Annotated in this window: 26 protein-coding genes, 1 other RNA gene and 1 other annotated feature; of the genes, 10 read left to right on the top strand and 17 right to left on the bottom strand. The window is 41.4% G+C overall.

Annotation, left to right across the window (positions count from 1 at the left end):
* Positions 1 to 46 precede the first annotated feature (46 nt).
* The 6 genes from tgt to FFM57_RS00770 all read right to left on the bottom strand — a co-directional run bounded on the left by tgt (position 47) and on the right by FFM57_RS00770 (position 6655).
* Complete coding sequence (gene tgt, locus FFM57_RS00795) at positions 47 to 1192, bottom strand: tRNA guanosine(34) transglycosylase Tgt (RefSeq protein ID WP_137598619.1); 1146 nt, start codon at positions 1190 to 1192, stop codon at positions 47 to 49.
* A gap of 576 nt (positions 1193 to 1768) precedes the next feature.
* The gene (locus FFM57_RS00790; protein ID WP_137598618.1) at positions 1769 to 2212 is read right to left on the bottom strand and encodes a YaiI/YqxD family protein; all 444 of its coding nucleotides are present in this window, start codon (positions 2210 to 2212) and stop codon (positions 1769 to 1771) included.
* 221 nt (positions 2213 to 2433) lie between these two features.
* Positions 2434 to 2940: a GNAT family N-acetyltransferase gene (locus FFM57_RS00785; RefSeq protein ID WP_137598617.1), complete on the bottom strand. Its 507-nt coding sequence runs from the start codon at positions 2938 to 2940 to the stop codon at positions 2434 to 2436.
* A gap of 86 nt (positions 2941 to 3026) precedes the next feature.
* Positions 3027 to 4970, bottom strand: a complete 1944-nt coding sequence (locus FFM57_RS00780) for a fructose-1,6-bisphosphatase (RefSeq protein WP_137598616.1) — start codon at positions 4968 to 4970, stop codon at positions 3027 to 3029.
* A gap of 263 nt (positions 4971 to 5233) precedes the next feature.
* On the bottom strand, positions 5234 to 5887 hold the full coding sequence (gene udk, locus FFM57_RS00775) for a uridine kinase (protein ID WP_137598615.1): 654 nt from the start codon (positions 5885 to 5887) through the stop codon (positions 5234 to 5236).
* Between the two features lie 69 nt (positions 5888 to 5956).
* Positions 5957 to 6655, bottom strand: coding sequence for a 16S rRNA pseudouridine(516) synthase (locus FFM57_RS00770; RefSeq protein WP_170999829.1), 699 nt, complete (start codon positions 6653 to 6655; stop codon positions 5957 to 5959).
* Between the two features lie 92 nt (positions 6656 to 6747).
* Between FFM57_RS00770 and FFM57_RS00765 the strand changes: the two genes are divergently transcribed.
* Entirely contained in the window at positions 6748 to 7065 is a 318-nt protein-coding gene (locus tag FFM57_RS00765; protein WP_137598613.1) for a DUF960 domain-containing protein, read from the top strand.
* Between the two features lie 236 nt (positions 7066 to 7301).
* Positions 7302 to 7898: a 50S ribosomal protein L25/general stress protein Ctc gene (locus tag FFM57_RS00760; protein ID WP_137598612.1), complete on the top strand. Its 597-nt coding sequence runs from the start codon at positions 7302 to 7304 to the stop codon at positions 7896 to 7898.
* A gap of 68 nt (positions 7899 to 7966) precedes the next feature.
* Here the strand turns inward: FFM57_RS00760 and FFM57_RS00755 are convergent, their stop codons facing one another.
* The 4 genes from FFM57_RS00755 to hisS all read right to left on the bottom strand — a co-directional run bounded on the left by FFM57_RS00755 (position 7967) and on the right by hisS (position 12313).
* Positions 7967 to 8167 (bottom strand): hypothetical protein, encoded by a 201-nt coding sequence (locus FFM57_RS00755; protein WP_137598611.1) that lies wholly within the window; start codon positions 8165 to 8167, stop codon positions 7967 to 7969.
* 71 nt (positions 8168 to 8238) lie between these two features.
* Complete coding sequence (locus FFM57_RS00750; protein WP_137598610.1) at positions 8239 to 9117, bottom strand: YitT family protein; 879 nt, start codon at positions 9115 to 9117, stop codon at positions 8239 to 8241.
* Between the two features lie 113 nt (positions 9118 to 9230).
* Positions 9231 to 11003, bottom strand: a complete 1773-nt coding sequence (gene aspS, locus FFM57_RS00745) for an aspartate--tRNA ligase (protein WP_137598609.1) — start codon at positions 11001 to 11003, stop codon at positions 9231 to 9233.
* Between the two features lie 14 nt (positions 11004 to 11017).
* Complete coding sequence (gene hisS / locus FFM57_RS00740; protein WP_137598608.1) at positions 11018 to 12313, bottom strand: histidine--tRNA ligase; 1296 nt, start codon at positions 12311 to 12313, stop codon at positions 11018 to 11020.
* Positions 12314 to 12355: 42 nt separating this feature from the next.
* Positions 12356 to 12559, bottom strand: a binding site (T-box leader).
* Between the two features lie 139 nt (positions 12560 to 12698).
* Here hisS and FFM57_RS00735 point away from each other — a divergent pair.
* The 4 genes from FFM57_RS00735 to FFM57_RS00720 all read left to right on the top strand — a co-directional run bounded on the left by FFM57_RS00735 (position 12699) and on the right by FFM57_RS00720 (position 17292).
* Positions 12699 to 14039 (top strand): N-acetylmuramoyl-L-alanine amidase family protein, encoded by a 1341-nt coding sequence (locus FFM57_RS00735; RefSeq protein WP_137598607.1) that lies wholly within the window; start codon positions 12699 to 12701, stop codon positions 14037 to 14039.
* A 260-nt stretch (positions 14040 to 14299) separates the two neighbouring features.
* On the top strand, positions 14300 to 15238 hold the full coding sequence (locus tag FFM57_RS00730) for a C40 family peptidase (protein ID WP_246023329.1): 939 nt from the start codon (positions 14300 to 14302) through the stop codon (positions 15236 to 15238).
* Between the two features lie 106 nt (positions 15239 to 15344).
* Entirely contained in the window at positions 15345 to 16883 is a 1539-nt protein-coding gene (murE, locus tag FFM57_RS00725; RefSeq protein WP_137598606.1) for a UDP-N-acetylmuramyl-tripeptide synthetase, read from the top strand.
* Positions 16876 to 17292 carry an NUDIX domain-containing protein gene (locus FFM57_RS00720; protein WP_137598605.1) on the top strand — a complete coding sequence of 139 codons (417 nt, stop codon included), beginning with the start codon at positions 16876 to 16878 and terminating at the stop codon, positions 17290 to 17292. Before murE ends, FFM57_RS00720 begins: the two co-directional genes overlap by 8 nt.
* A gap of 65 nt (positions 17293 to 17357) precedes the next feature.
* Here the strand turns inward: FFM57_RS00720 and dtd are convergent, their stop codons facing one another.
* From dtd to FFM57_RS00685, 7 genes are all read right to left on the bottom strand, one after another.
* Positions 17358 to 17795, bottom strand: coding sequence for a D-aminoacyl-tRNA deacylase (gene dtd / locus FFM57_RS00715; protein ID WP_137598604.1), 438 nt, complete (start codon positions 17793 to 17795; stop codon positions 17358 to 17360).
* Positions 17796 to 17806: 11 nt separating this feature from the next.
* Positions 17807 to 20020, bottom strand: coding sequence for a RelA/SpoT family protein (locus FFM57_RS00710; protein ID WP_137598603.1), 2214 nt, complete (start codon positions 20018 to 20020; stop codon positions 17807 to 17809).
* Positions 20021 to 20179: 159 nt separating this feature from the next.
* The gene (locus FFM57_RS00705) at positions 20180 to 20812 is read right to left on the bottom strand and encodes a hypothetical protein (RefSeq protein ID WP_137598602.1); all 633 of its coding nucleotides are present in this window, start codon (positions 20810 to 20812) and stop codon (positions 20180 to 20182) included.
* Positions 20794 to 21540: a 16S rRNA (uracil(1498)-N(3))-methyltransferase gene (locus tag FFM57_RS00700; protein WP_137598601.1), complete on the bottom strand. Its 747-nt coding sequence runs from the start codon at positions 21538 to 21540 to the stop codon at positions 20794 to 20796. The genes FFM57_RS00705 and FFM57_RS00700 overlap by 19 nt, the downstream gene beginning before the upstream one ends.
* A complete protein-coding gene (prmA, locus tag FFM57_RS00695; RefSeq protein ID WP_137598600.1) occupies positions 21541 to 22479 on the bottom strand; it encodes a 50S ribosomal protein L11 methyltransferase in 939 nt (312 codons plus the stop codon).
* Between the two features lie 17 nt (positions 22480 to 22496).
* On the bottom strand, positions 22497 to 22970 hold the full coding sequence (locus FFM57_RS00690; protein WP_137598599.1) for a DUF3013 family protein: 474 nt from the start codon (positions 22968 to 22970) through the stop codon (positions 22497 to 22499).
* The gene (locus FFM57_RS00685; RefSeq protein WP_137598598.1) at positions 22967 to 23596 is read right to left on the bottom strand and encodes a DNA-3-methyladenine glycosylase; all 630 of its coding nucleotides are present in this window, start codon (positions 23594 to 23596) and stop codon (positions 22967 to 22969) included. Before FFM57_RS00685 ends, FFM57_RS00690 begins: the two co-directional genes overlap by 4 nt.
* A 104-nt stretch (positions 23597 to 23700) precedes the next feature.
* On the opposite strand from FFM57_RS00685, the gene FFM57_RS00680 reads away from it, so the two are divergent.
* The 4 genes from FFM57_RS00680 (at position 23701) to FFM57_RS00665 (ending at position 26172) form a co-directional block, all read left to right on the top strand.
* Complete coding sequence (locus tag FFM57_RS00680; protein WP_137598597.1) at positions 23701 to 24972, top strand: replication-associated recombination protein A; 1272 nt, start codon at positions 23701 to 23703, stop codon at positions 24970 to 24972.
* Between the two features lie 88 nt (positions 24973 to 25060).
* A non-coding RNA gene (ssrS, locus tag FFM57_RS00675) (6S RNA) lies at positions 25061 to 25252 on the top strand.
* Positions 25253 to 25362: 110 nt separating this feature from the next.
* The gene (locus tag FFM57_RS00670; protein ID WP_137598596.1) at positions 25363 to 25626 is read left to right on the top strand and encodes a hypothetical protein; all 264 of its coding nucleotides are present in this window, start codon (positions 25363 to 25365) and stop codon (positions 25624 to 25626) included.
* Positions 25627 to 25701: 75 nt separating this feature from the next.
* Positions 25702 to 26172, top strand: a complete 471-nt coding sequence (locus FFM57_RS00665; protein WP_137598595.1) for a universal stress protein — start codon at positions 25702 to 25704, stop codon at positions 26170 to 26172.
* Positions 26173 to 26209 lie beyond the last annotated feature (37 nt).

The following is a 26209-nucleotide window of genomic DNA, read 5'->3' as shown; positions in this document are numbered from 1 at the left end:
CTGTATCAAAAAACAAATCACCTGACTAGTCTGTTTGCTTTTTTATTTAAAAATTTTTAGCATTTTCTTGATTAAAACCATAAGCTTCAAAAAATGCTTCGCGGAATTCCAATAAATTGTCTTCCCGAATTGCTTGGCGTACTTGTTGCATTAAATGAATTAAGAAATGTAAATTATGGGTGGAGGTCAAGCGCAAACCAAATGTCTCATCACATTTAATCAAATGGCGAATGTAAGCCCGACTATAATGTTGACAAGCGTAACAATCACAATTTTCGTCAATTGGTCGGAAGTCTTCAGCATATTGCGCATTTTTGACGACTAAACGACCATGGGAAGTCATACACGTCCCGTTCCGAGCAATCCGCGTTGGTAAAACGCAGTCAAACATATCAATACCGCGAATCACACCATCAATTAAAGAATCGGCTGCACCAACCCCCATCAAGTAGCGGGGCTTATTTTCTGGCAACAACGGCGTCGTAAATTCTAAGACACGATTCATCTCGGGTTTGCTTTCACCAACGGAAAGTCCCCCTACAGAATAGCCAGGGAAATCCATTGCCACCAATTCCTTAGCGCTTTGCCGTCGCAAATCTTCAAACCCTGCCCCTTGCACAATACCAAAGAGTCCTTGTGTTGCCGGTTTAGCGTGCGCTTTTAAGCCACGGTCCGCCCAACGTGAAGTCCGCTCAATGGATTTTTTAACATACTCATGAGATTCATAATACGGTGGACACTCATCAAAACTCATCATGATATCGGAGCCTAATTGATTTTGAATTTGAATCGCTTTTTCTGGTGATAAAAACATTTTAGAGCCATTTAAATGATTTTTAAAATGCACGCCCTCTTCCGTAATATGACGCATATCACTCAAGGAAAATACTTGGAAACCTCCAGAATCGGTTAAGATTGCTTGGTCCCAATTCATAAACTTATGAAGTCCTCCTGCTTTTTCCACGATGTCTGCACCTGGACGTAGCCATAAATGATATGTATTGGATAAAATAATTCCGGCACCCATCGCCTTTAATTCTTCAGGAGATTGGGTCTTAACAGTCGCTAAAGTTCCTACGGGCATAAACATTGGCGTCTCAAAGGTCCCATGGGGGGTAATAATTTCTCCTAAACGAGCGCCAGTGTGTTTTTCTTTTTTAATTAAACGATATTTAATTGCTGGTTCTGTCATTTTCTCAACCTTTCTTTTTAGACCTAAACATCATGATAACCTGATTTAACAGGCAATTCAAGGGGCAATCCTTCTTTCTATCGCCAAAGTATTTGCAACAGGCCAAGAACAGTTAGCTCTTAATAAAAAATTAATTTATCGCCAGAGGCTTATCTTTTGCAAGCGTTTTAATTTCATGCTATATTATGAGTGTAAGGAAGGAGAGGTAACTACCACAGATTAGTTCAAGAATTTCTCGATGAGTATCAGCGAAACAACAAGTTGTTGATCTTTAGCTTCACCTTTTGTTCCAATAGTAAGATGTATGGTAACAATGGTTGACTGAGGATAAATAGTGAATTGCGTGGAGCAAGCTAGCGGATGTAGTGCCAGTTTGAAGATGTACCTTATCCTCGCGTAAGAATCGGTCCCAGTAGGAACACCAATTAATAAATGTGTTGAACCAAAAGCTAGACAAGATTTTTGTTAGTGAACAAGAAATTCCCGTTACTTTGCATTTTGCTAAAAGTATCCACTAATCTAACGGTATTCCTTCCGCAACGTACTACCCCGGCTGAATCGAGCAGCCGGGGGTTTTTATTTTTCTACTTGCAATACCGCAGTCAACATCTGCTTAAACGCTACCCGGTCTTCTTTTGTAAAAGGAGCTGGGCCTTTTTGTCGTTGATGATTTTTTCTTTGTTGTTGTCCTAAGTAACGAGTCTGTAACAAAAAATCAATCGTTTCTTTTTGGTAGACGAAATTTTGATGTAAAACCTGTACGCCCTTTCCTAAGAGAAGACTGGCTAAGCCATAATCTTGCGTAATAGCTACATCTCCCGGCGCGGTTAAAGCGACAATTTTATAATCGGCACTATCCACTCCCCGATCCACATACACCGTAGTAAAATCTTCTGCTTCATTTTTTGTAGAGTAGTGATCAAAAGAGGTCACTAGGACCACAGGAATTAAAAATTGTTTAGCTACCGTTAAAGTTTCATTTTTTACAGGACAACCATCACCATCAATAAAAATTTTCATCGCGCAATCCTTCTTTCTAACAATAAAAAGAGCTATAACCAGAATCATAGAGATTCCAGTTATAGCTCAACAGTACCTTAAAAAGATATGACAGACTCTTCCACAAAAGCTGTCAGACACCTACATCCGGTAGATTACGTGCCCTGTCCATGCTAGGACGATTACTCGTCCGTCGACTCATCGCATGAAGCAAAAGTAACATAAAATCTAAAATGGTGCAACTAAATCTTTTTCTCCAGACCGACTTCTTTTAAAACGTACCCTTGGTCTAGAGGAGTCCGTCGTTTATTAAATTCGGTAAAGCCAAAGTGTTTAAAGATATCAATCCCCGTAGCATTTTCTTCATTAATCCATAAACGAATTGCTTGGGCATTATGACCACTAGCTAACTCTTCAAAATAAGCAATGATTTCATGAGAGATTCCTTGACCTCGCAAACTATAAATCAAATACAACTTATCAATGACTAAAGCATTGTCAGCAAAATGATAAGCTAAATACCCGATAATTTCTTTGCTTTGTTGACTGTGAATGAAGTAGTAAGCAGACGCCTCGCTGGCGATTTCAGCTTGAATTTGTTCAGGAGATTGTTTCAAGGTTAAGAATCGATTGACCTTACCTTCTCCCATGATTGGTCCGTAATATTGCCGCCAGACCATTTGAATTAATTCATGGAGCTTTTGGATTTCTTTTCGCGTGTCGATTTGTTCTAAGTAAACTGATTGCATCAGCTTGCGCCTCTTTCCTAGTAGACTGTGGAACCTCTTACACTCCTATCCTACCGCTTTTACCTTAAAAACTAAAGCCTAAACCATTAAGAATTGAACTTTTCGTAGAGACGTTCCAGCTCTATTTTTTCAGCTTGTAGTTTTTTACCAATATTCGTTTGTTTAATTAGCATGCGACTAGGAACTTCGTCAACGAGTCGCCGTGTAGATAAAATATCTTGACCACTAGCCACTACCTCAGTGACAGAGCTAAAGCCTTGATGGGCAACCAATTGCATGCCAAAGCTATTAAAGACTAATGTATACCCAGCAATACCTGTTTCTGCTTGGTACCCTTTGGCAAAACCACCATCAATCACTAACATTTTACCTTCGGCTTTAATGGGGTTCTCCCCTCTTTTCTCCTTCACAGGAGTGTGCCCATTAATGATATGTCCGTCTTTCGATAAGCCAAAGCTCACTAAAATATCAGCGATTACTTGTGGGTCATTCCGCAACTGGTAATAAGGATTTTTCTTTTCATGATGGGTACGAGGATCTGCGATATAGTATCGTTCAAAAGTTGTCATGGCTTCTTTCCCAAAAAGAGAAGAAGACTCGCCACACCATAAATACCACAGTAAATCCGTAGCAAAATCATCGTGAATTTTAGGATGTCGATAAGCTTCGCGAACTTTTTCTTCATAAAAATCTAGTAGCGCTTTACCTGCATAACTCTTCTCACCGATGCGTAACGATTTATAATCGCCATTAGAATGTAACGGAATGCAGCCATGAAAAAGTAAATTATCATTGTAACACAGATACATCCCGCCTTTAGCCATTAGAAAGTCCATATGCCGTTTCAATCCTTCAGCGTGTTGGAAACTGTTTAAGAGTTGTCTTAAGACGCGCTCTTCTTCTGCCGACAAAAGAGCAGGGTCATTTTTATCAAAAACAGCTGGGGTAAAGTCCACTAGAGAGTAGCTGTGATTCTGGAGATTAACGGTTGCTTCGGCAAAGTTAATTTTCCGTAAAACGCGGCGTTCTTCTAAACAAAATTCTGGTCGGCGTTGAATTAAGGCATCTTCCAATTTAAATTGCAAAACAGCACTAGCTTGCTGCAATTTATTGAGCAATGCTTCTTCTTCTGGCGAAAGCTCGTCATGGTCGGGATTTTTTTTGGGCGCAAAGCGCTCTTTGGGGGTGTAATACTTTTCAGCGTACTGAATCAAAGGGCGCAAATTAATGCCGTAACTTTCTTCTAAAATAAAAAGATTATCATAGCGCGCACAAATGCGGACAACATTAATCATGGCTAGAGGTGAACCGGCAATAGCTCCTAGCCAGTTCATGTCATGATTTCCCCACTGAATGTCCACTGAAGGAAGTTGCATCATCCGGGTCATAATTTTTTCGGGGTGCGACCCACGATCGTAAATGTCTCCCACCACGTGCACATGATCCACCACTAACCGGCAAATCGTATCGGCCAAGACACAAATTAAATCTTCGGCTTGATCTAATTGAACAATTTTCGATAAGATGGCTTGGCAGTAGCCATTTTTTTGTTCTAAGGGATCCCGTTTAATTTCTGTAAGGAGTTCTTCTAAGATGTATTGATACTTGCTAGGCAGTGCTTTACGAACTTTAGAACGGGAATACTTTTTACCGCAATAACTCGTTAACAGCAAAAGTTTTTCTAGAGCATAAAAATAATAAGCGCTAAGATCTTCTTCCCCTTTTTCTTCTGCTTGATTTTTAACGAGTTGTAACTTTTCTTTAGGATAGTAAACAAGGGTCGCTAAACTATTTTGCGCCTCTTCAGTGAGCTCGTCAGCAAATAACTCATTAATTTTACTTTTAATCGCGCCAGAGCCCGTCCGTAATAAATGTTGAAAAGGCAAATACTCCCCATGAACATCACTCACAAAATGTTCCGTACCTTTAGGTAAATGTAAAATCGCTTCTAAATTAATAATCTCCGAGAGCACTGCTTCTTTTGTTTGATATTTTTCTTGTAAAAGTTTGAGATATTTTTCTTGATAAATGACAATCTCCTCCTAACTCTTCTCCATGATAGCAAGGTTAGACCAATTGTGCTAGTCTATCTTTGACATTTTGTAAACTTCTTTAAGATAGCACTATATTATTAAAAATTCAAGCTAAAATTAGCGAAAAACAACGTTTTACTGAACTATACCAAATCGAACAATTGTTTAGTACTAGGTAAAAATAAATAAACATTTACTAAATGAAAACCGCGAATTTTTTCACAAAAAAACTACGCTAAGATTCAGCGTAGTTTTCCATTTTAATCCGTGATTTTTTTTAAAGGATGTTGATTTAAGATGCTATCAATTTTGGTGGCTAATAAGTCGATGGCCACTTGATTTTGGCCACCTTCGGGAATAATGATATCGGCATAGCGTTTAGTGGGCTCAATAAATTGGTGATACATCGGTTTAACGACGGTTAAATATTGTTCCACCACTGAATCTAGGGTCCGCCCCCGCTCTTCCATATCCCGTTTAATGCGGCGAATGATGCAAATATCGTTGTCAGTATCTACATAGACTTTAATATCCATTAAATCTCGCAAGCGTTGGTCTTCTAAAATTAAAATACCTTCTAAAATAATAACCTCTTTAGGTTCTTGATGAATCACTTCATTACTACGGGTATGGGCAGCATAGTCATAGACGGGCTTTTCAATACTCTCGTAGGCTAATAATTTTTTCAAGTCGGCAATTAATAAGTCGGTATCAAAAGCGAAGGGATGATCGTAATTGGTGGCGAGTCGCTCGGCAAAACTTAAATTACTTTGATCTTTATAGTATGAATCTTGCTCCAAAATCATAATGGAGTGTTCCGGGAAGTGATTAAAAATCGCACGGGAGACGGTGGTTTTCCCACTACCAGATCCTCCTGTCACTCCAATGATAATCGGTCTTTTTTCCGCTGGCATGTGCTTCATCCTTTTTCTTTTGATTATTCTTTATCTATTATAGCGAATATTTATTTTTTGCCTATACTTTTACTGAAAAAAATCGCGAATTTGGTTAAATTCTCCCAGCGTTAAGGAACGTGCCTGTCCCACGCCTAAATCTTTTGGCAATTGTAGGGGGCCAAAGCTTAAGCGTTCTAAGGCGATAACTTTTTTCCCGACGGATAAAAACATTTTCTTGACTTGATGAAACTTTCCTTCTGTTAAAGTAACCAGCGCCGTGTGATCATCGCAAAGAATGAAGTCAGCCGGACGGCACAATGTATTGGCATCAATGATGATACCATCTTGAAATTTTTGCGAGTCGGTTGCTGCCAAAGGTTCCAACGTCGTAACGCGATATGTTTTGACCACATGGGAACTGGGTTGTTGCATCACCTTTGCTAACTGCCCATTGTTGGTAAAAAAAAGTAAGCCTGTAGTATTTTTATCTAAGCGACCCACATAGGGCACGTTACGCCAGGCAGGAGGTAGTAATTCGTAAACCGTTTGTGGTACACTCCCCCAACTACTCGTCACGTAACCTTGAGGCTTATGTAAAATGAAATAATGATGGCGCTCACCTTTTATTTGTTCACCCTCCAAGAAAATCTTTTGATAGCCAGGATCAATCGTTTGTCCGATACGGCGTGGCGTGCGCCCATCAATAAAAATTTTTTCTTGTAGAAAACTTTGGCGAATCTGTTTTTTACTATAGCCTTGGTGGCGTAAAAAAGTTTCCAATTGCATGAAGTTGTTCCTTCCACCTTTCATCGTGCAGATTTTTGTTAAAAAAATGGACTTAACGGTATACTAAAGATGATTGTAAAGGAGGTTGTCAGATGTTTCAACAAAATAAAGCGCGCTTTGCTACCGGTGGCGTGATTGCTCATTTACCCGGTCCTATTATTGATAGCTTGTGGTTTATCATTGATCACGATTTACAAGGAACTTTTCAGCTAGCAAACCTATTGGTCTTTGCTTTAGAAGAGCGCCAAGGTCAGTTGACAGTAGCTTTCAGCCAAGATGGCGAAAACATTGCTATTCGGATTGATTTGCCTTTTCCTTACGCTGAAGGTTTTCCACCAGTTGTTTATGCTTATGATGATGGCAATCGCCAGACTATTTTACTGCCTAGTGAGGCAAATCCGCAAGAATAATCATGCGACTTGACAAAAAAAAAATTTAGGCCTACCATTAAACTATCAATCAGGTCTCTAGGAGCAGCTGTAACGAAGCTTTTCTAGATAACTTTAGTTGCCAACTTTAGGAGACTTCTCTTTAGAGAGGTCTCCTTTTTTAGAGAATTGATAGATAAAAAAAGCACGAGTACGCAATGTGCTACGAAAGTGGAGTCATAATCGCCCCATTGCGCAAATCAAAGGAGGAAGTTTTTATGTCAGTATCACTAAAAGTAGAAAAAAGAGCAACTCGGCCCCGTTCATTACGTAATGAACTCCGTCACGCTGGAAAAATTCCAGCTATCGTTTATGGTTACCAAGTGGAAAATACGCCAGTAGCTATCGACGAACGCGAAATCGCTAAAATTATTCGCGAAAATGGTGCCAACACCGTTTTATCATTTGACCTAAACGGCAAAGCAGTCAACGCTTTGTTAGGGGCTATTCAAGCCAACACCTTCTCTAAAAAATGGGAACACGTTGAATTGATTGCCGTAAACATGAATGAAGTAGTTGAAGTGGAAGCTGAATTACAAATTCAAGGTGAAGAAGCTATCGTGAAAGCTGGCGGCGAATTAGCCCAAGCTTTATACAGTGTCAAAGTTTCTGCTACACCAGACAAATTGCCTGAATTTATCCCAGTAAATATCGCCGAATTAAAAATTGGCGACAGCTTAACGGTTGCTGATTTGCCTGCTTCTGCAGACTACACTTACGTAACCCCAGCTGAGGAGCACATCTTGTCAATCTTTGAAAAACAAGAAGCTCCTGAAGAAGAAACAGCAGAACCTGCTGAAGCTCCTGCTGAATAATTTTTCCAATTTAAGCACTACAAAAACAAGCCGGCAATTTAGCCAGCTTGTTTTTTTGTTTTTAAGTTCTAAGCTTGAATATCTTTTAAACGTGCGAGGACTAGATTATTTTTTTCATTCAATAGCTCTTGATCTTTTTGCTCGCAGCTGTCCACCTGAAAAATTGCCGTGTGTTCTAAGACCTTCACCAGCTTTCCTTCAAGGAGTGCCTGAAAACTGATACCGTTAAAAATATACTGATTGCCGACATGTAATTGACTAGCTTCCATCTTATCACCAACATTCCTAAAAGATGAGAACACTGTATCACAACAGCTGTCATTTTTCCAAGAAAAACACTTTAGAACATTTCTTCCTCGTAAAAATGTCCTAAAATTCGCACGTTGTCGGAAATGCTGACGAAGGCTTTCGGATCAGATTCTTTCATCGCCGCAATTAATAGAGGCATTTCATAGCGGGTTACCACGGTAAAAAGAATCGATTGTGGTTCTTCATTAAACGCACCTTCAGCATCATGGATAATCGTAATGCCTCGCCGCATCCGCCCTTGAATCGCTTCAATGACAAGGTGCGGTTCTTTGGTGACAATCATCACTTGCATTTTCTTTTGCTTCGTGTAGATGACATCAGTCATTTTGCCACTGACAAAAATCGACAAGGCAGAATAAAACATATACTGCCAACCAAACAAATAACCAGCTAAAAAGACGATGACGACGTTAAACATAATAGAAATGGACCCGACACTTTTGCCGGTTTTTTTGCGAATGGTTAAGCTAATAATGTCTAAACCACCAGAAGACAAACCATTTTTTAACGTGTAGCCTATCCCAATCCCCATCAAAGCGCCCCCAAAAATCGCGCAAATAATTGGATCAGCAGTCAATTGGGTTTGCGGCACAATTTGAATAAAAAAAGATGTTAAGGTAATGGTGATAAACGTAAAAATAGTGAAGCGTTTCCCTAACTTCAACCAAGCTAAAACAAAGAGCGGAATATTTAAAGCAAACAACGTCACGGACATGGGCACGTGAATACCAAAGAGACTTTCCGAAAAAGAAGTTAAAATCTGCGCCACCCCATTAACGCCACTGGAGTAAATATTGCCTGGTAAATAAAAAAAGTTAAAAGCAATACTGGCTAATAAAGCATAGACGACTGAAGCGGATAACCGACTAGAATATTTATCAAGATGAAGATGTTCCCACAATGCTGTCACTCAAAACCCTCGTTTCAAATTTTGTCATTTTCCATCATACCCTTTTTATAATAGAAAAAAAAGCGAAAAAAACTCTTTTTCTGAGTTTTTTTCGCTTTTGCTAGTAATTTTCTCTAGTCTTCCTTTTCAAGGCTAGTAATGTCAATGTGTAACTCGGCTAATTGTTTAGCAGCGACTGGTGAAGGAGCTTGGGTTAAAGGATCAATAGCCCGACTATTTTTAGGGAAAGCCATCACTTCCCGAATATTATTTTCGCCAGCTAAAATCATTACTAAACGATCCAAACCAAATGCTAAGCCCCCCATTGGTGGGAACCCGTAGTCTAAAGCTTCCAACAAGAAACCAAACTGTTCTTGCGCACTCTCTTTGGTAAAGCCCAACGCTTCAAAAATCGTTTCTTGCAATTGACGTTGATGAATTCTGAGGGAACCACCACCAATTTCGTAGCCGTTTAAGACAATATCGTAAGCCCGAGCGTAAACTTTTGCCGGGTCCGTCAATAATTTATCAAAGTCTTCTGCTCTTGGCAACGTGAAGGGATGGTGGGCGGACATGTAGCGTCCTTCTTCTTCAGAGTACTCAAACATTGGCCATTCAGTCACCCACAAAAAGTTTAATTTGCTTTCATCAATTAAGTCTAACTCTTTACCTAAGCGACTCCGTAAAGCACCTAAGGCTGTTTGCACCACTTCTTTTTTATCGGCGACAAAAAAGATTAAGTCGCCAGCTTCCGCCTCACAACGTGCTGTCAAGTCGGCAAATTTTTCCCCAAAGAATTTAGCAATGGGACCATTGAAACCTTCGGCGGTCACTTTTACCCAAGCTAAACCTTTAGCGCCATAAGCTTTTAGCACTTCGCCTAAGTGATCAATATCTTTTCTAGAATACTGATCAGCGGCGCCTTTAGCGACTAGGGCGTTCACCAGCCCGCCACTAGCAATGGTGTCGGCAAAAACTTTAAAGGGTACTTCGGCTGCCAATGGGCTAATATCAACTAATTCCATGGCAAAACGGGTATCCGGTTTATCAGAACCAAAGCGCGCCATCGCTTCGTCATAAGGCAAACGTGGTAAAGGTAAGGTAATCTCTTTGCCCACCGTTTCTTTTACTACTTTTTGAATCATTTTTTCTACTAACGTTTCGATTTCTTCTTCGTCTAAGAAGCTCGTTTCTAAATCTACTTGGGTAAATTCTGGTTGACGGTCGCCTCGTAAATCTTCATCGCGGAAACAGCGCACAATTTGATAGTAACGGTCGATGCCTGCTCCCATCAACAATTGTTTACTAATTTGTGGGGATTGAGGCAAGGCATAAAAGTGGCCATCATGAACGCGGGAAGGCACGAGGTAATCCCGCGCACCTTCTGGCGTAGACTTAGTCAGGTAAGGTGTCTCCACATCCATAAACCCTTCATGATCTAAAAAGTTACGAATGGAACGCGTCACTTGATGACGCAGCTGCAAGTTGTGTAACATTTTTTCCCGGCGTAAGTCGAGATAACGATATTTCAAACGCAATTCATCGTTGACTTCTCCTGCTTCGTCAATGACAAAGGGCGTTGTCTTCGCTTTATTTAAAACCGTTAAGCTTGTTGCATGAACTTCAACTTCCCCGGTTTTCATTTTTTTATTGACAACATTTTCCGCGCGATTTTGCACTAGACCCGTCACTTCAATGACATCTTCACTCCGCAATTTAAAAGCAAGGTCAAAGGCTGCTTTATTTTCTTCTGGGTTAAAGACAATTTGTAAAATGCCTCCCCGGTCTCTTAAATCAACGAAAATTAACCCGCCTAAATCCCGACGCCGGGAAACCCAGCCTTTTAAGGTTAAGCTTTGACCTACTTCAGCGACGGTGACATCGCCTGCATACATACTTCTTTTCATTTTTTTCGACTCCTTTAGTCTAATTCCGTTAGATCTTCAAAAATCTCTGGGAAGTTTTGATAGATTTCCGTTAAGGGATAGGTGACTTCTTTGCCGGTTGCCATATTTTTGACATTGGCTACGCCATTGGTTAATTCCGTTTCGCCAATGGTTAAGACCAAACGCGCGCCTTCTTTAGCGGCTGTTTTAAATTGTCCTTTGGCTTTGCGATTTAAATAATCGCGATCACAACTGAAACCAGCGTTACGAATCGCTTGGACTACTTTCAAACATTCTAAGTTGGTCGTCTCTCCTAAACCTACCACATAACAATCAAGAGGCAGCACGGTGGGTAGTTCAATGCCTTCTGCTTCTAAAGTAATTAAGAGCCGCTCCATCCCCATCGCAAAACCAAATGCTGGCGTGGGTTTGCCACCTAATTCTTCCACTAAGCCATCATAACGACCGCCACCACAAACGGTGGTTTGCACGCCATTAAAACCTGGTGCGTTAGACACAATTTCAAAAATCGTGTGATTGTAATAATCTAAGCCACGAACCATGTTGCTATCGATTTCATAAGGAATGGCTAGGGCCGTTAAAAATTCTTGCACAGCTTGGAAGTGTTTAGCCGAAGTTTCGTTTAAGTAATCTAAAATGCTGGGAGCATTGGCAACGATTGCTTGATCTTTAGGATCTTTACTATCTAACACCCGCAATGGATTTTCATGGAGACGGCGTTTGGAATCACCAGAAAGTTCCGCTTCATATCTTTCTAAATAAGCAATCAGCGCCTCGCGATATGCTAGCCGACTCTCCTTATCCCCTAAAGAGTTAATGACGAGTTGTAAATGTTCCACACCTAATTGTTTAAAATAATCTAAGGCCATAGCGATGGTTTCCACATCCGTTGCGGGATTTTCCGAACCGAAAACTTCCACACCAATTTGGTGGAATTGCCGCAAGCGGCCAGCTTGAGGCCGTTCATAACGAAACATAGATTCAATGTAATATAATTTATAAGGGTTGGGAAACTCTGGGCCGAATAATTTGTTTTCGACATAGGCCCGGACGATAGGCGCAGTTCCTTCTGGGCGCAAAGTAATGTGGCGTTGGCCCTTATCGTAAAAATCATACATTTCTTTTGATACGATGTCTGAAGTATCTCCTACACTCCGCGCCACCACTTCATAATGTTCGAATAACGGGGTGCGGATTTCTTGAAAGCGATAGTCTTGAAATAACAAGCGTGCTGTCTCTTCTAAGAACTGCCACTTTTCCGAATTTCCTGGTAAAATATCGTTGGTGCCTTTGGGTCTTTGGTAAGCCATAATTTTCCTCCTTCTTCATAACAAAAAAACTCGCCCTTGAAATTCAAGGACGAGTGTCATTCCACACGTGGTACCACCTAGTTTGAAGACCATTGTCTTCCACTTTAACGCGGATAACGGTCGCCTACCGAGGCTTTTTAAGCCTACTCCGAAGTGTCTTTCACTATTTTTCTTAGATGTCTTTCAGCTTTTGACATCCTCTCTACCAAAGAAAAAGCTAGTGACTTGCTTCATCAATGCATTTACTTATTGATTAAAAAATACTAGATGTTGCTTCAATAGTCAAGCTTTATGAAAGATTTACAAAAATTTTTTTAAGCTGTTCCCATTCACTTCCCGACTATTGTATAATATACATAAAATTAAAAAACGAGGAACTACCTATATGGAACAAAGAAAAATTAAAACGCCTGACCAGCGCCAAGAACCCAAAGATCGGCGGCACTTACGCTTATTTTTAGTGAACCTATTAATTATTGTCTTAGTACTCTTTGGCGTCGGGCTTTTACGGGGAGACAACCAACTAGTGGTAGAAGCTGCTGTGGTCAATCTGCGAACTGGCCCAGGAATTTCTTATAACGTTGACCAACAACTCCCCCAAGGAACACAGTTGACTATTTTAGAAGAGAAAAATAATTGGTACAAAGTTTCTTTAGCTGACGGCTCAAAAGGCTGGATCGCCAACTGGTTAATTGGCAATACCACCGCTAGTCCCAATACCAATATCGCCGCCACCGTCAAAGCTGATAATACAAAGCTGCGCAAAACAGGTAGCAGTGACGGAGAAGTGACACAAACTTTGACTAAAGGAACTAGCGTCACCATCACCCTCCAACAAGACAACTGGTCCCAAGTTCAAGTGGATGATCAAGAAGGTTGGATTAAATCTTCGGAATTAACCATTACGACTAGCCCGACTACCGACAGTACCGCAACAACAGATAGTAGTGCCACGACCGCAAGTGACCAGCAGACGCAAACGATTTACACTAGAGAAACTTCCACCAACGTTCGCACAGATGCTAGTGTCAACAGCGATATCGTGACAACTTTAGAACAAGGCATCGGCGTTAAAGTTTTAGAGACTAGTGGCGACTGGTTTAAGATTGAAACGCCGGATGGACAAACCGGTTGGGTGGCCAACTGGGTAATGGATTATCAAAAAACTAGCAATGCCCTAGTCACTTCTATTGCCGAAGCCACGATTATGTTAGACGCCGGCCACGGGGGTGAAGATGGTGGTGCCTCTACTAAAAATGAACGCTACAATGAAAAAGATTTAACTTTATCTACTGTGAAAAAGGTCCAAGCCGCACTAGAGAAAACGGGTGCGAAGGTCTTATTAACCCGGGATGATGATTCTTCGGTTGGTTTAGTAGCACGTTCAGATATGAGTAACGCACAAAAGCCAGACGTCTTCATTTCCATTCACTATGATGCTACTGAAGATGCCAACATTGCTACTGGTACGCACACTTTCTATTACTATGATCGTGATCAACAGTTGGCGACGATCGTTAATCGCCACTTAGCTGACTTGCCTTTAAAAAATAATGGAGCGAGCTTTAATGATTTATCCGTGACGCGGGAAAATACGCAACCAGCGCTTTTACTAGAGTTGGGTTATCTTTCCACTGACAGTGATGTCTCTTATATCATTACCGATAGCTATCAACAACAAGTAGCCGACGCTATTACGGCAGGTTTAACTGAATATTTCCAATAAAAATTTAAGGAGGGTGACAAAAATTTTGTCGCCCTCCTTTTTTTGAATCAACAATGTGCCTGAGACAACTTCCTTTCTCTTTGTCACAAAAGAACTCAAAGCCTCGATTAACCCGGACTAACGACGAGAAATATTACAAATGTAAAAAATTCTGGTAAACTTGTAATTATTTTCATAAAAGGTTAACTTAAGGAAAACATTGCTGCAACCTCCATGTGGTTTAATAGCTTCATACCATTTTTTTAAAGGAGCGCAACTATTTGCAGAAAAAAAATATTTTGATGGCCACTTTAGGGGGCGTACTCTTCGGTTTTAGTTTAATGACGACAACTACCGTCAAAGCCGATAGCTTCGATGAGGCCATCTCGCAAGAACAAACAACAATTACGCAAGCTAATACGGCACTAACTCAATTAGCTACTGAACAAGCGGCTAATACGACGCAAGTGCTAACATATAACCAACAGTTAAAAAGTTTAGGCTTGGATTTGACTCAAGAAGAGAAGCAGTTAAACAACTTACAAACTGCCGTGGTAGCACCCGTTACTACTAATGCTACTCTTCCTCAACAACCTTTAGTCGCAAGTACTTTTTCCTTAACTGCCACTAATTCGGCGACAACGGAAAAGGACGATGAGGCTGAGCTAGCCGCTGAAGAAGCAAAGGTTGCTCAATTACGGCAACAAATTGCCGATTTGCAAAAAGAAGTCAGCAGCTTAAACGCAGCAACAGCTCAAAAAGAACAAAGTAAAGCAAGTTATCAGGCAACCATTGCTGCAGCCAACGCTAAAATTGCCGACTTGAAAGCCCAACAAGCTGCTTACAACTCTGAACAAGGGTTACGGAACCGCCTAGTGAGTGGCGCTTATGCCCAATTAGGCAAGCCCTATGTCTGGGGTGCGCAAGGACCAAGTTCCTTTGATTGCTCTGGTTTAATGAATTATCTTTACACGAATGTCGCTGGTCTTTCCATCGGTTCATGGACCGTACCACAAGAAACCAGTGGGACTAAAATTGCAGTCAGCGCTGCTGAACCTGGCGATTTAATTTTTTGGGGTAGTGCTGGGAGTACTTACCACGTAGCCATGTACATTGGAGACGGTCAATACATTCATGCCCCTCATACTGGGGATGTCGTGAAAGTTAGTAGCTTGTCTAGCAGCAATGCCCCAAGCTTTGCCGTATCTGTTTTAGGTTAAAACATTTCAAAAAATATCGGGGAAGAGACGGAAAATTTGTCTCTTCCCTTTTTCTTTTTGCCAAAAACTTGTGCTATAATAGCAAGGAATTTAAAGGAGGAATATCATGTCGACACTCTCATTACAAACGGTCTTACAAATTTTAAAAGAAGATAACTTACTAAAAGAATATTTAGTAGCCGGGAAGTGGAACTTTGATCCCCAACTAGCACCGACTTTAAACTTTACCCAAATTACTTATAACTCAAAAAAAGTGCAACAAGACTCTTTATTTTTCTGTAAAGGTCTTAATTTTAAAGCGGAATATTTAGACCAAGCTTTAGCACAAGGAGCCACGTGTTACATCGCCGAAAATATTTACGAAAAAGCTAACGGCATTGGCATTATCGTCACCGACATTCAAAAAGCGATGGCTAAAATTGCCCGCGTCTTTTTCGGCTATCCAGACAAAACCTTAACCACCATCGCCTTAACCGGCACCAAAGGCAAAACTTCCACCTTGTACTTCATCTTAAATGTCTTGCGCGAGGCTTTCCCAGGTAAAGTGGCCATGACCTCCACCGAGCAAACTTTTTTAGATGGCCAAACTTTTCAACGTTCAGTAAACTCGACACCTGAAGCGCTGGATTTATTTGCCATGATGGCCCAAGCACGGGACCATGGGATGAATTATTTTATTATGGAAGTTTCTTCGCAAGCGTACAAAGTGAACCGCGTCTATGGCTTAACTTTTGATTACGGCATTTTTCTAAATATCTCCCCGGATCACATTAGCCCGATTGAACATCCTACTTTTGATGATTATTTCTATTGCAAACGGCAACTACTAAAAAATAGCCGCCACCTGATTTTAAATCACGATGCCGACTATTTTGATTTACTTTACCAAACCGCCCACCTTTATACGACGGACGTTTCTGTTTATGGTAGCCAAGGTTTTGCTGAAGATTTGACCTTTACCCCTCACGTCTTAGCTAAAGATTTAAAAATTACCACTGCAGAAGAAAAATTTGCTAAAAGCGCTGGCGATTATACGATTTCTCTCCCTGGTAATTTTAATTTAAACAACGCCACAGCCGCCATTACTGTCGCCAGCTTATTAAACGTGCCACAAGCTACCATTGCTAAAGGCTTAGCTGAAACGGTAGTTCCCGGGCGGATGATGCAATATACAACCCCAACTGGTGGCGTCGTGATTGTCGACTACGCCCATAACTACACTTCAGTCGAACAAGTGGTCAAATATGTCCAACAAGTTTATCCAGAGCGTAAAATTGGTTTAGTCGTAGGCGCTAACGGGATTAAAGCCTTTTCTCGCCGGAAAGATTTCGGGCGCATTATTACCAACTATATGGACTACGCTTATCTCACTGCCGATAACCCCAACACCGCTGACCCCATGGAGATTATTCAAGAAATTAAAAGTTATGTCACCAAAGAACTGCCCATTGTGGAAAATCCTCAGCGCAAGGAAATTATTTATCAAGCTGTCACAGAAACCGATGATCAACGCGTCCTAATTATCGCTGGTAAAGGGACTGAAGATACCCAAAAGACACGGCGCGGCGTGGAACCGTATGATGGCGATGGTCCAATTGTGGAACAAGCCATCACCTTGATGAAAGCCCGTGACCTGCATGAGTAAACCTTTACCTGTGGAACTCACCACTTTATGTTGGCTTGAAAATCCCCAAGGCGCGGTCCTCTTACAAAAACGCGTAAAAAAAGATTGGCCTGGCTACACTTTTCCTGGCGGTCACGTCTTAGCTGGCGAAAATTTAGTGCGGGGCGTCAAACGCGAAGTGTTAGAAGAGACTGGTTTGAAAATTACACCGGAATTTCTCGGAGTTGCTGAATGGTTAGCACCTAAAAGTCGTGAGCGGGAACTGGCGGCCTTATTCAAAGCTACCGTGACCACTGATTTCACCGTGGCGACAGAAGGTGAACTGGTTTGGCTACCTAAAGAATCATTAGCCACCTTGCCTTTAGCCGGGACTTTAAATGAATTGTTGCCGATTTTTTACGGTGAAAGTCGCTATTATCATCGGGGTTAACTGTTAACTAAATAATAAAAAGATTCTCCGCGAAAATTTTCGCGGAGAATCTTTTTTTAAAGCAGCTAATTTTCCAACCAAAAGGTCACTGGACCATCATTTACAGAACTCACGGCCATATGGGCACCGAAGCTACCAGTAGCTACCCTTAAACCGAGTTTGCGCAAATGCCCATTGAACCCTTGATATAATTTCTCGGCATCTGCTGGCAACATCGCATCTGTAAAACTGGGACGATTTCCTTTTTTAGTAGAGCCGTACAAGGTAAACTGCGAAACGGATAAAATGCTCCCTTCCGCTTGAAAAATATTTAAATTCAACTTGTCATTTTCATCTGCAAAGACCCGCAACTTACTAATTTTTTCAGCTAGGGCTTGCGCCTTTTGTAACGTGTCCTCGTGAGTGAAACCAACATACAACAAGAAGCCTTGATTAATCTCTCCAATAAGCTCATCAGCAACGGTCACTTTAGCGCTGGCAACTTTTTGTAACAATACCCGCATACTTTAAATTCCTATCCGTTAGTCCGACGTACGCTATAAACGTCAGGGACCATTTTTATTTTATCGACAATGCGTTCCAAATGATTAAGATTTTGAATGGGAAAATTCAAATGGATAATCGCCATTTTATTTTTCACTGGCCGAGCTTCCACCCGCTCCAAACGTTTTGTCATGGGGGAAATTACTTGTAAGATATCATTTAATAAGCCATTGCGATTATAGCCGTAAATTTCTAAGTCGGCATCGTAATCTTTCCCCGGCTGTTGTGTGTCTTCCCATTCCACTTCAATCAGCCGTTGATTGATTTCTTCGGCGTGTTGTACGTTAGGACAGTCTTTGCGGTGAATAGAAATGCCGCGACCTTTAGTGATATAGCCGACAATTTCATCGCCGGGTACTGGATTACAACAACGGGACAAACGAATTAACAGGTTGTCCACCCCTTGAATCACAATCCCACCTTCATGACGAATCTTCATCTTCTCCGGCTCTTTTTTCACCGGCTGATTAATCATCTCGGCTACTTCTTGTTGCTGGCGTTCTTTTTCCCGTTGATGACGCTCTTTTTCCGTCAAACGATTGGCTACCATTTGCGCCGATAATTCGCCATAGCCGATGGAGGCAAACATATCTTCTTCATTAGGATAATGGAAACGATCTAAGGCTTCCGTTAGCTTTTTCTTCGTCAAAAATTCTTTAGGCACAAACTCCATATCCGTCAGGCAATTCGTCACCTGTTCGCGCCCTTTAACGATATTAATTTCGCGATCTTGGACTTTAAAGAACCGTTTAATTTTATTGCGGGCTTTACTAGTGGCCACCATGTTGAGCCAGTCACGACTGGGGCCAAAGGAATTTGGCGAAGTTAGGACTTCAATGATGTCCCCATTTTTTAATTTGTAATCCAGTTGGACCATTTTGCCGTTCACTTTGGCGCCGGTGGTTTTATTGCCAATTTCCGTATGGACGCTATAAGCAAAGTCCAAGGGGCCAGAACCCTTGGGTAGCTCGGTCACATCCCCTTTTGGGGTAAAGACGTAAACTTTATCGGAGAAAATATCCCCTTTAACGGATTCCATAAAGTCAGAGGCATCAAAAGACTCATCTTTTAATTCTAAAATTTCGTGGAACCAGCTCAGTTGTTTGGTCATGGCATCTGGTTCTATTTTATCGGTCCGGCCTTCTTTATAGGCCCAGTGTGCGGCCACCCCAAATTCAGCAATCTCGTGCATCTCTTCTGTGCGAATTTGAATTTCTACTGGCCGCCCTTGCGGACCAATGACGGTGGTATGCAAAGATTGATACATATTCGCTTTAGGCATAGCAATGTAATCTTTGAAACGTCCCGGCATCGGTTTCCATTTAGTATGAATGACTCCCAAAACGGCATAACAATCTTTAATAGAATCCACAATCACCCGAATCGCTAACAAATCATAAATTTCATCAAATTCTTTTTTCTGATCTTTCATCTTGCGATAGATAGAATACAAATGCTTCGGTCGGCCATAAATCTCGGCAAAAATATGCAGGTCTTCAGTTGCTTCTTTAATTTCTTGAACGGCCCGCTCAATATATTCTTCCCGCTCTTTACGCTTCGTTTGCATTAAATGGACGATACGATAATATTGCTTAGGATTCAAATAGCGCAAAGAAGTATCTTCCAGCTCCCATTTAATCCGGCTCATCCCTAAACGATGAGCTAAAGGGGCGTAAATTTCTAAAGTTTCTTTAGCAATTCGCCGTTGTTTATCTTCTCTTAAATGTTTTAACGTCCGCATATTGTGCAAACGGTCGGCTAGTTTCACCATAATAACTCGTAAATCTTGAGCCATGGCGATTAACATTTTACGGTGATTTTCCGCTAATTGTTCTTCGTGACTCTTATAGTGAATTTTTCCCAGCTTCGTGACTCCATCCACTAACATCGCTACATCTGGTCCAAATTCTCTCGTTAAGTCAGCTAAGGTTACTTCGGTATCTTCCACCACATCGTGTAAAAAGCCAGTGGCTACGGTGTGGGGATCCATGCGCAGTTCGGCTAAAATGCCGGCAACTTGAATGGGATGGATAATATAAGGTTCACCAGACTGGCGGACTTGATTAGCGTGGGCCGCTTTGGCGTATTCATACGCTTTTTCCACGAAACTGGCGTGCTCTTGACTCATATAAGAACTGACTAATTTAATGACGCCAGGTCCCGTCATGACAGGTTCTTTCGGCATGTTGATTCATCCTTTCTAATCAAAAACTTTTCACAAAAAATTTTTGATCTAAAAGTAAAAGTTGTTTTCAAAAAAAGCGTAGGAACCGAGGCTCCTACGCTTTTTCATCGCAAGATACTTTGAAAAAAGTATACTTGATTTTCTGTATTTTTTCAATGACTAGCTTTGACTGTCATAAGGTTGGTAAACCTTGGCAACTTGATAAAGTTCTACGCTTTCAAGGGAGATTGGCTGACGCTCTTGCCAAAAAATACTCAACTGGCACTTTTCCCCTAAGGCAAAGCGAAAAATTGCCAAATCATTAGCCGCAAAAGTTCCCGGCTGCCACGTCAACGTAAAGTCGCGATAAGGTTGTTCTTTCAACCAATCTGTTAAGTCTAGCTTCTCACTTTCTTTTAAAAAGGATAAGTCAATCACAAAGCTTAAAGATCCCCGACCAAAACTTAAAGTTTGCAACAATTCAAAAGTTTGTACTCTTAAGCTCAGGTCAGACGTTTTAAAAATTCGTGGAGTCAGCCAAACTAAAACGGTATCCCCTTGCGCCTCAAACGCTTTACCTACTTCAAATGCTTTTTTCGCCAGCGTCCCATTGCCTAAAGGATAGTCCACCACCGTAGTGAAGTGCACTTGGTAATCATGTAACAGTTGGCGACTGCGCTTCACCCAACTAGGAAAGAGCACCATTTCTTGTGGCACATCTTCTTTCAGTAATGTAGGTAAATAATTAGGCACCTCAGCAGGCAACAAGTAGGTCTTTACAAACTCCGTCGTCATTAATTTTTCAACTCCCATTGATAACTACAACATCCTAATAAATATAAAGGCGCAGTTTCCGTGCGTAAAATCCGCGGCCCCAAACCACAACTTAAAGCGCCAGCCGCAGTTAACGCTAAAACTTCCTGAGGACTTAAGCCCCCTTCTGGCCCAAAAACTACTAATAAACTTTCACTTGGTTGAAGCGCCCTTAAGGTGGTACTTAAGATACTTTCTTCGCCGATTTTAGCGGCTTCCTCATAGGCAATCAAAACTTTAGTAAACTGTGAGCAGCGCGCTACTAATTCTTTAAAGCTCCTCAGCAATTCCACTTGCGGAATTGACGTCCGATGTGCTTGTTCACTAGCTTCTTTGACAATTTTTCCTAGTCGTTGCGCCTTTTTTTGTAATTTATTTTGATCCCACTTCACTACTGAAGCACTGGCCGGAAAACCCAACAGTTGGTACATGCCCATCTCGGTGGCTTTTTGCGCAATCCATTCTAACTTTTCGCCTTTAGGGTAGCCACACGCCAGCGTCACAGCCACCGGGAGCTCTGTATCTTCGTCTTTAGCCTTCACTATTTGAAAAGTTAAAGCTTCCGGGGCAATCGCCGTTAGTCGAGCGTAATAGGTTTTCTTTGAGCCATCCACCACTAATACTTGGTCGCCAATTTTTTTACGCATCACATGCAGAAGGTGGTGATAATCTTCCCCGACAATTTCAAATTCATTCGTAATGACTTCTTTAACAAAATAGCGTTGCATCTACTCTTCTTTAGCTGCCACAATTAAAGCCAGCCAATCTCCTTGTTGCAATTTTTCTACTACCACTAAATTACAAGCCGCCAGTTCTTCTAAAACACTTTCTTCTTTGTCTAAAATAATTCCCGATAAGACTAAATGTCCGTGCTCTTTCAATAAACCCACCGCATCTGGCAGCATCCGAATAATAATATCAGCCAAAATATTAGCAACAATTAAATCAACCGGAGCAGTCACTCCTTTTAACAAATCGTTAGCTTTGACTACTACGTCCTGTGCCACTGGATTTAAGGCCATATTTTCTTGCGCCTTATTGACAGCCACACTATCTAAATCAAAAGCGGTGACCTCACTGGCCCCGAAATGTTTACAGGCGATACTTAAGACCCCAGAACCCGTCCCCACATCGTAAACCGTTTCGCCCCCTTGCATCACCATTTCAATGGCTTGTAAGGTTAAGCGAGTGGTAGGATGAGTGCCCGTCCCAAAGGCCATCCCAGGATCCAAGGTAATAATTTTTTCATCTGCGGTCCCTTGATAGTCTTCCCAATCAGGAACAATGGTCAAATAACGAGAAATCCGGACCGGGTGATAATATTTTTTCCAGGCCTCTTCCCAGTTGGCTTCTTTCACTTCACTGAGTAAAATTTCATGACTGCCAATAGCTAAACCATAACTAGGTAGTTGCAAAATTTTTTCCCGCAAACTAGGAAGCAACTCCGGCACAAAAACTTTTTCCGAAAAATAAGCTGCCACTGTGGGCTCTTGGGTTAAATCAAAGGCTGACAAATCCAGCACTTCACCATAAGCGTCTTTTTGGAAGTTCACGATGTCTAAGGGATCTTCGATGGCTACGCCGCTAGCGCCTAATTCCATCAGTAAATTGCTAATGGCTTCCACCGCTTCACTGGCAGTTTTCACCTTGACTTCCGTCCATTTCATCTTAACTCAAAGGCCTCCTAAAATTTAGGATAAGGAATCATCGTTGTGTCCTCTTCCCATTCTGCTAAATATTTTTGATACGCCGCTGGATCAAAGGTTAAATTAAAAGTTTCCGCATTTTCATCTGCTAAGAAACTTTGCAAAGCTTCTTGTCCTTCTTGCAAAACGTCAGCAAAGTAAGACAACGTAGCCTCTAATACGCCTAAAGGCAAACCCGCTTTACCCAGATAAGGAAGAATAGCTAAAAAGTCTTCTGCCTTAACTGGTTTGCCTTCATTGTAAAAACAAATACCATCAGTAAATTCCACAAAATCTTCCGTAGAGTCCACTTCGTCCACATCGGTCAATGGCACATGTTCAGTGTTCTCTGCGTAAATCGTGGCGTAAATTTCAAAAGATTGTTGCCGTTTATTCCACAGCAATTCTCCTTCATACGCCTCCAAATACTTCTCTACCAATTCTTCTAAGACTGTTGCTAAATCTTGTTTCATACCCTACTTCCTTTCCATCCGTGGTCTTTTTGATCCACTTCGTTTTTTTTAATTTTTGTCGTAAAAGGATTACCTTTTACGTAATACCGTAAGGGTAAGTCCGTCCAAATCCCCTTATTCGGGATGCCAATACGGGGAGCGCGCACAATTTCTTTTGCCTGATACTCAGTCGCTAAAACTTTTAATGGGCCGGTAAAAATGGAAGTGCCATAAATATCTCGTGTCAGATGCAAAGCTTGAGTGAGCTTGCCTGGACCATTGGTTAGGTGAATTCCTTGCTGATGGCGCAACTCTTCCATCAAAGGCAGACCAATCATCGGTTCAATGGCGCGAATCATCACGCCTTCTGGTTGGCCACAAGGTTCTGTCACTAAATTTAATAAAAGATGCGTATGCATTTGGTAGACGTAAATTGTCCCTGGTTTTTGATACATCGCCCGAAGACTCGGTGTCCGCTTGCCACCATAACTGTGACTAGCACGGTCAGTAGGACCCAAATAGCTTTCGGTATCCACAATCAGACCACCGATTGGTCCCAGTGGTGTCTCATGAATCAAAAGTTGCCCCAAGAGCCCTTGGGCAACATCATTGGTCTTTTTTTTGAAAAGTTCAGTAATCTCTGTCATAGTAATTTTATTCTAGCATATTTAAAAAAAATACTAAACAGCAGATTCAAGGAACTATGCTATACTTAATAGGTTGCTAAGAGTTAAGTAAAGGAGCAAAAAGAATGGAAAAACCTTTAGCTTATCGCATGCGTCCCCGAAACATTCAAGAAGTCGTGGGACAAAATCATTTAGTAGGTCCAGGGAAAATTATTTGGCGCATGGTGGAAGCGAAGTTGCTTTCTTCCATGATTTTATATGGTCCCCCTGGAACAGGAAAGACTAGTATTGCTTCGGCTATCGCTGGCTCCACTCAATATGCCTTTCGTACGTTAAACGCGGCGACTGACAGTAAAAAAGATTTACAAATTGTTGCTGAAGAGGCCAAGCTAAGTGGGCGCGTCATTTTATTATTAGATGAAATTCACCGCCTTGATAAAACCAAACAAGATTTTCTTTTGCCCCATTTAGAAAGTGGGCGCATCGTTTTAATTGGCGCCACAACAGAAAATCCTTATTTAAGTATTAATCCGGCAATCCGCTCACGTACACAAATTTTTGAAGTTTATCCTTTAACACCGGAAGAGATGATGACTGGACTCCAAAATGCGCTAACTGATAGTGAACGAGGTTTAGGGTCGTTACCATTAGTAGTGGATCCAGCAGCACTGCAACACTTTGCTGCAGCTAGTAATGGCGATTTACGCTCCGCTTTAAATGCGTTAGAGCTAGCTGCTAAGTCTACTCCCAAAGCAAAGGATGACAAGATTCACGTGACTTTACAAATTGCCGAAGAGAGTCTTCAAAAAAAAGCCTTCTCCCATGATAAAGATGGCGATGCCCATTATGATGTCGTTTCGGCTTTACAAAAATCAATTCGCGGTAGTGACGTAGACGCTGCCTTGCATTACTTAGCACGTCTCTTAGTAGCTGGCGATCTACCAAGCATTTTTCGGCGCTTGATGGTGATTGCGTATGAAGACATTGGGTTAGCAAATCCCGGAGCTTGTGAGCGAACAGTGCTAGCTTGTGATTGCGCGCAACGTTTAGGTTTACCAGAAGCACGGATTCCTTTAAGTGATGCGGTGATTGACTTGTGTCTTTCTCCTAAATCAAACTCTGGCGTTTTAGCTATTGATGCCGCCATGACCGACGTAAAAGATGGTAAGGGTGGTACCGTACCGCTTCATTTGAAAGATGCCCACTACCAAGGAGCAAAAGCTTTAGGGCGAGGTCTAACCTATCAATATCCCCATGACTTTCCTGATTATTGGGTGGACCAACAATATTTGCCTGATAGCTTAGTGGGGACCCACTACTATCAAGCAAAAACTTCCGGCAAATACGAGCAAGCCTTAAAGAAACGCTATGATGATTTGCAACAGCGGAAAAAGTAAAACAAAGAAAAGGCAGCATACGAGACCAGTTTGATTTTTAAGAGTAATCTCGTTGCAGAAAGTCAGGGAGCGTGCTATTATGAGTATAAGAAATCTGTGATGTACGAGTTGTCTTAATCAGTGTTGACCGAACATTTTTATTGATAATACGGGATCCACGAGTAGATGTCTTCAAGGACATGCCCTTTCTTTTGGTAGTCTAAGGATACACCTCAGGAACCCACCTGCTTGTCTGCGGGATCAATACTACAGGACGGAATACGGCATTGACGGATTTCTTTAATGAGACCTCTAAGGTTCGTGACGCGTCACGAACCTTTTTTCTTTGGAAATTTTTTAATAAAAACAACTTTCTTTTTGAAAACTTTAAAAATTTATAGGAGGCAACTGATGTTTATTGTTATGCTTGTTTTTGGCGGACTATTGGTAGCTATTAGTCTACTCTTCTTCACTAAAGGTGCTAGCCTTTTAACAACGCTGGGGGTTAAAGATGCTCAAGATCTCGTGCAAACTTATGGCAAACTTTATTTATCTTTAGGGATACTAACATTAGGCTTAAGCTTTTGGCTGACCAAAGGCACTGCACTTTTAATCGTCGCCTTAGCCTTAATCACTTCTTTTCTTTGCAGCATGGCGGTAATGAAAAGTTTATAAGCGTCTACCTTATCATTTTTCATTTCCTCGCCTTTAGCATACAATGAAGATAGGAAAGATAAAGGAGTGAGAACAATGATTCAACAATACAAAAAGATTATGGTGGCCGTGGATGGTTCTGATGAGGCGGAATTAGCTTTTAAAAAAGCTGTGAACGTCGCTGAGCGGAACAACGGAGAATTATTATTGGTGCACGTTATCGACACCCGGGCTTTCCAAACCGTCACAAGTTTTGATGGCATGTTAGCAGAACAAGCTACTGAAATGGCTAAGCAGACGTTAAACGACTACATCGAATACGCTAAAGAAAACGGTGTAGAAAAAGTTTCCTTCGTCTTAGAATATGGTTCGCCAAAACCAATTATCGCCAAAGACTTGCCGCAAGAACACCACGTTGACCTGATTATGTTAGGCGCTACGGGGTTAAATGCCGTAGAACGGCTCTTCATCGGTTCCGTTTCCGAATATGTCATTCGTAACGCTCCCTGTGATGTGTTAATTGTACGGACTGATTTAGAAAATGAATTACCAAAAGAAGAAGCTTAAAAAGCACGGAGGCTGGAACGAAATGTTCCAGCCTCTT

The organism is Enterococcus nangangensis, assembly GCF_005405245.1.
Classification (GTDB): Bacteria; Bacillota; Bacilli; order Lactobacillales; family Enterococcaceae; genus Enterococcus_J; species Enterococcus_J nangangensis.
The sequence above is the reverse complement of the archived record's forward strand: the minus strand, read 5'-3'. Positions and strand labels throughout refer to the sequence as shown.

Coding starts and splice junctions, on each gene's coding strand:
- tgt (WP_137598619.1), bottom strand. CDS start 1,192: ATGACAGAACCAGCAATTAAATATCGTTTAATTAAAAAAGAAAAACAC.
- FFM57_RS00790 (WP_137598618.1), bottom strand. CDS start 2,212: ATGAAAATTTTTATTGATGGTGATGGTTGTCCTGTAAAAAATGAAACT.
- FFM57_RS00785 (WP_137598617.1), bottom strand. CDS start 2,940: ATGCAATCAGTTTACTTAGAACAAATCGACACGCGAAAAGAAATCCAA.
- udk (WP_137598615.1), bottom strand. CDS start 5,887: ATGCCAGCGGAAAAAAGACCGATTATCATTGGAGTGACAGGAGGATCT.
- FFM57_RS00770 (WP_170999829.1), bottom strand. CDS start 6,655: ATGCAATTGGAAACTTTTTTACGCCACCAAGGCTATAGTAAAAAACAG.
- FFM57_RS00765 (WP_137598613.1), top strand. CDS start 6,748: ATGTTTCAACAAAATAAAGCGCGCTTTGCTACCGGTGGCGTGATTGCT.
- FFM57_RS00760 (WP_137598612.1), top strand. CDS start 7,302: ATGTCAGTATCACTAAAAGTAGAAAAAAGAGCAACTCGGCCCCGTTCA.
- FFM57_RS00755 (WP_137598611.1), bottom strand. CDS start 8,167: ATGGAAGCTAGTCAATTACATGTCGGCAATCAGTATATTTTTAACGGT.
- aspS (WP_137598609.1), bottom strand. CDS start 11,003: ATGAAAAGAAGTATGTATGCAGGCGATGTCACCGTCGCTGAAGTAGGT.
- hisS (WP_137598608.1), bottom strand. CDS start 12,313: ATGGCTTACCAAAGACCCAAAGGCACCAACGATATTTTACCAGGAAAT.
- FFM57_RS00735 (WP_137598607.1), top strand. CDS start 12,699: ATGGAACAAAGAAAAATTAAAACGCCTGACCAGCGCCAAGAACCCAAA.
- murE (WP_137598606.1), top strand. CDS start 15,345: ATGTCGACACTCTCATTACAAACGGTCTTACAAATTTTAAAAGAAGAT.
- FFM57_RS00720 (WP_137598605.1), top strand. CDS start 16,876: ATGAGTAAACCTTTACCTGTGGAACTCACCACTTTATGTTGGCTTGAA.
- dtd (WP_137598604.1), bottom strand. CDS start 17,795: ATGCGGGTATTGTTACAAAAAGTTGCCAGCGCTAAAGTGACCGTTGCT.
- FFM57_RS00710 (WP_137598603.1), bottom strand. CDS start 20,020: ATGCCGAAAGAACCTGTCATGACGGGACCTGGCGTCATTAAATTAGTC.
- FFM57_RS00705 (WP_137598602.1), bottom strand. CDS start 20,812: ATGGGAGTTGAAAAATTAATGACGACGGAGTTTGTAAAGACCTACTTG.
- FFM57_RS00700 (WP_137598601.1), bottom strand. CDS start 21,540: ATGCAACGCTATTTTGTTAAAGAAGTCATTACGAATGAATTTGAAATT.
- prmA (WP_137598600.1), bottom strand. CDS start 22,479: ATGAAATGGACGGAAGTCAAGGTGAAAACTGCCAGTGAAGCGGTGGAA.
- FFM57_RS00690 (WP_137598599.1), bottom strand. CDS start 22,970: ATGAAACAAGATTTAGCAACAGTCTTAGAAGAATTGGTAGAGAAGTAT.
- FFM57_RS00685 (WP_137598598.1), bottom strand. CDS start 23,596: ATGACAGAGATTACTGAACTTTTCAAAAAAAAGACCAATGATGTTGCC.
- FFM57_RS00680 (WP_137598597.1), top strand. CDS start 23,701: ATGGAAAAACCTTTAGCTTATCGCATGCGTCCCCGAAACATTCAAGAA.
- FFM57_RS00670 (WP_137598596.1), top strand. CDS start 25,363: ATGTTTATTGTTATGCTTGTTTTTGGCGGACTATTGGTAGCTATTAGT.
- FFM57_RS00665 (WP_137598595.1), top strand. CDS start 25,702: ATGATTCAACAATACAAAAAGATTATGGTGGCCGTGGATGGTTCTGAT.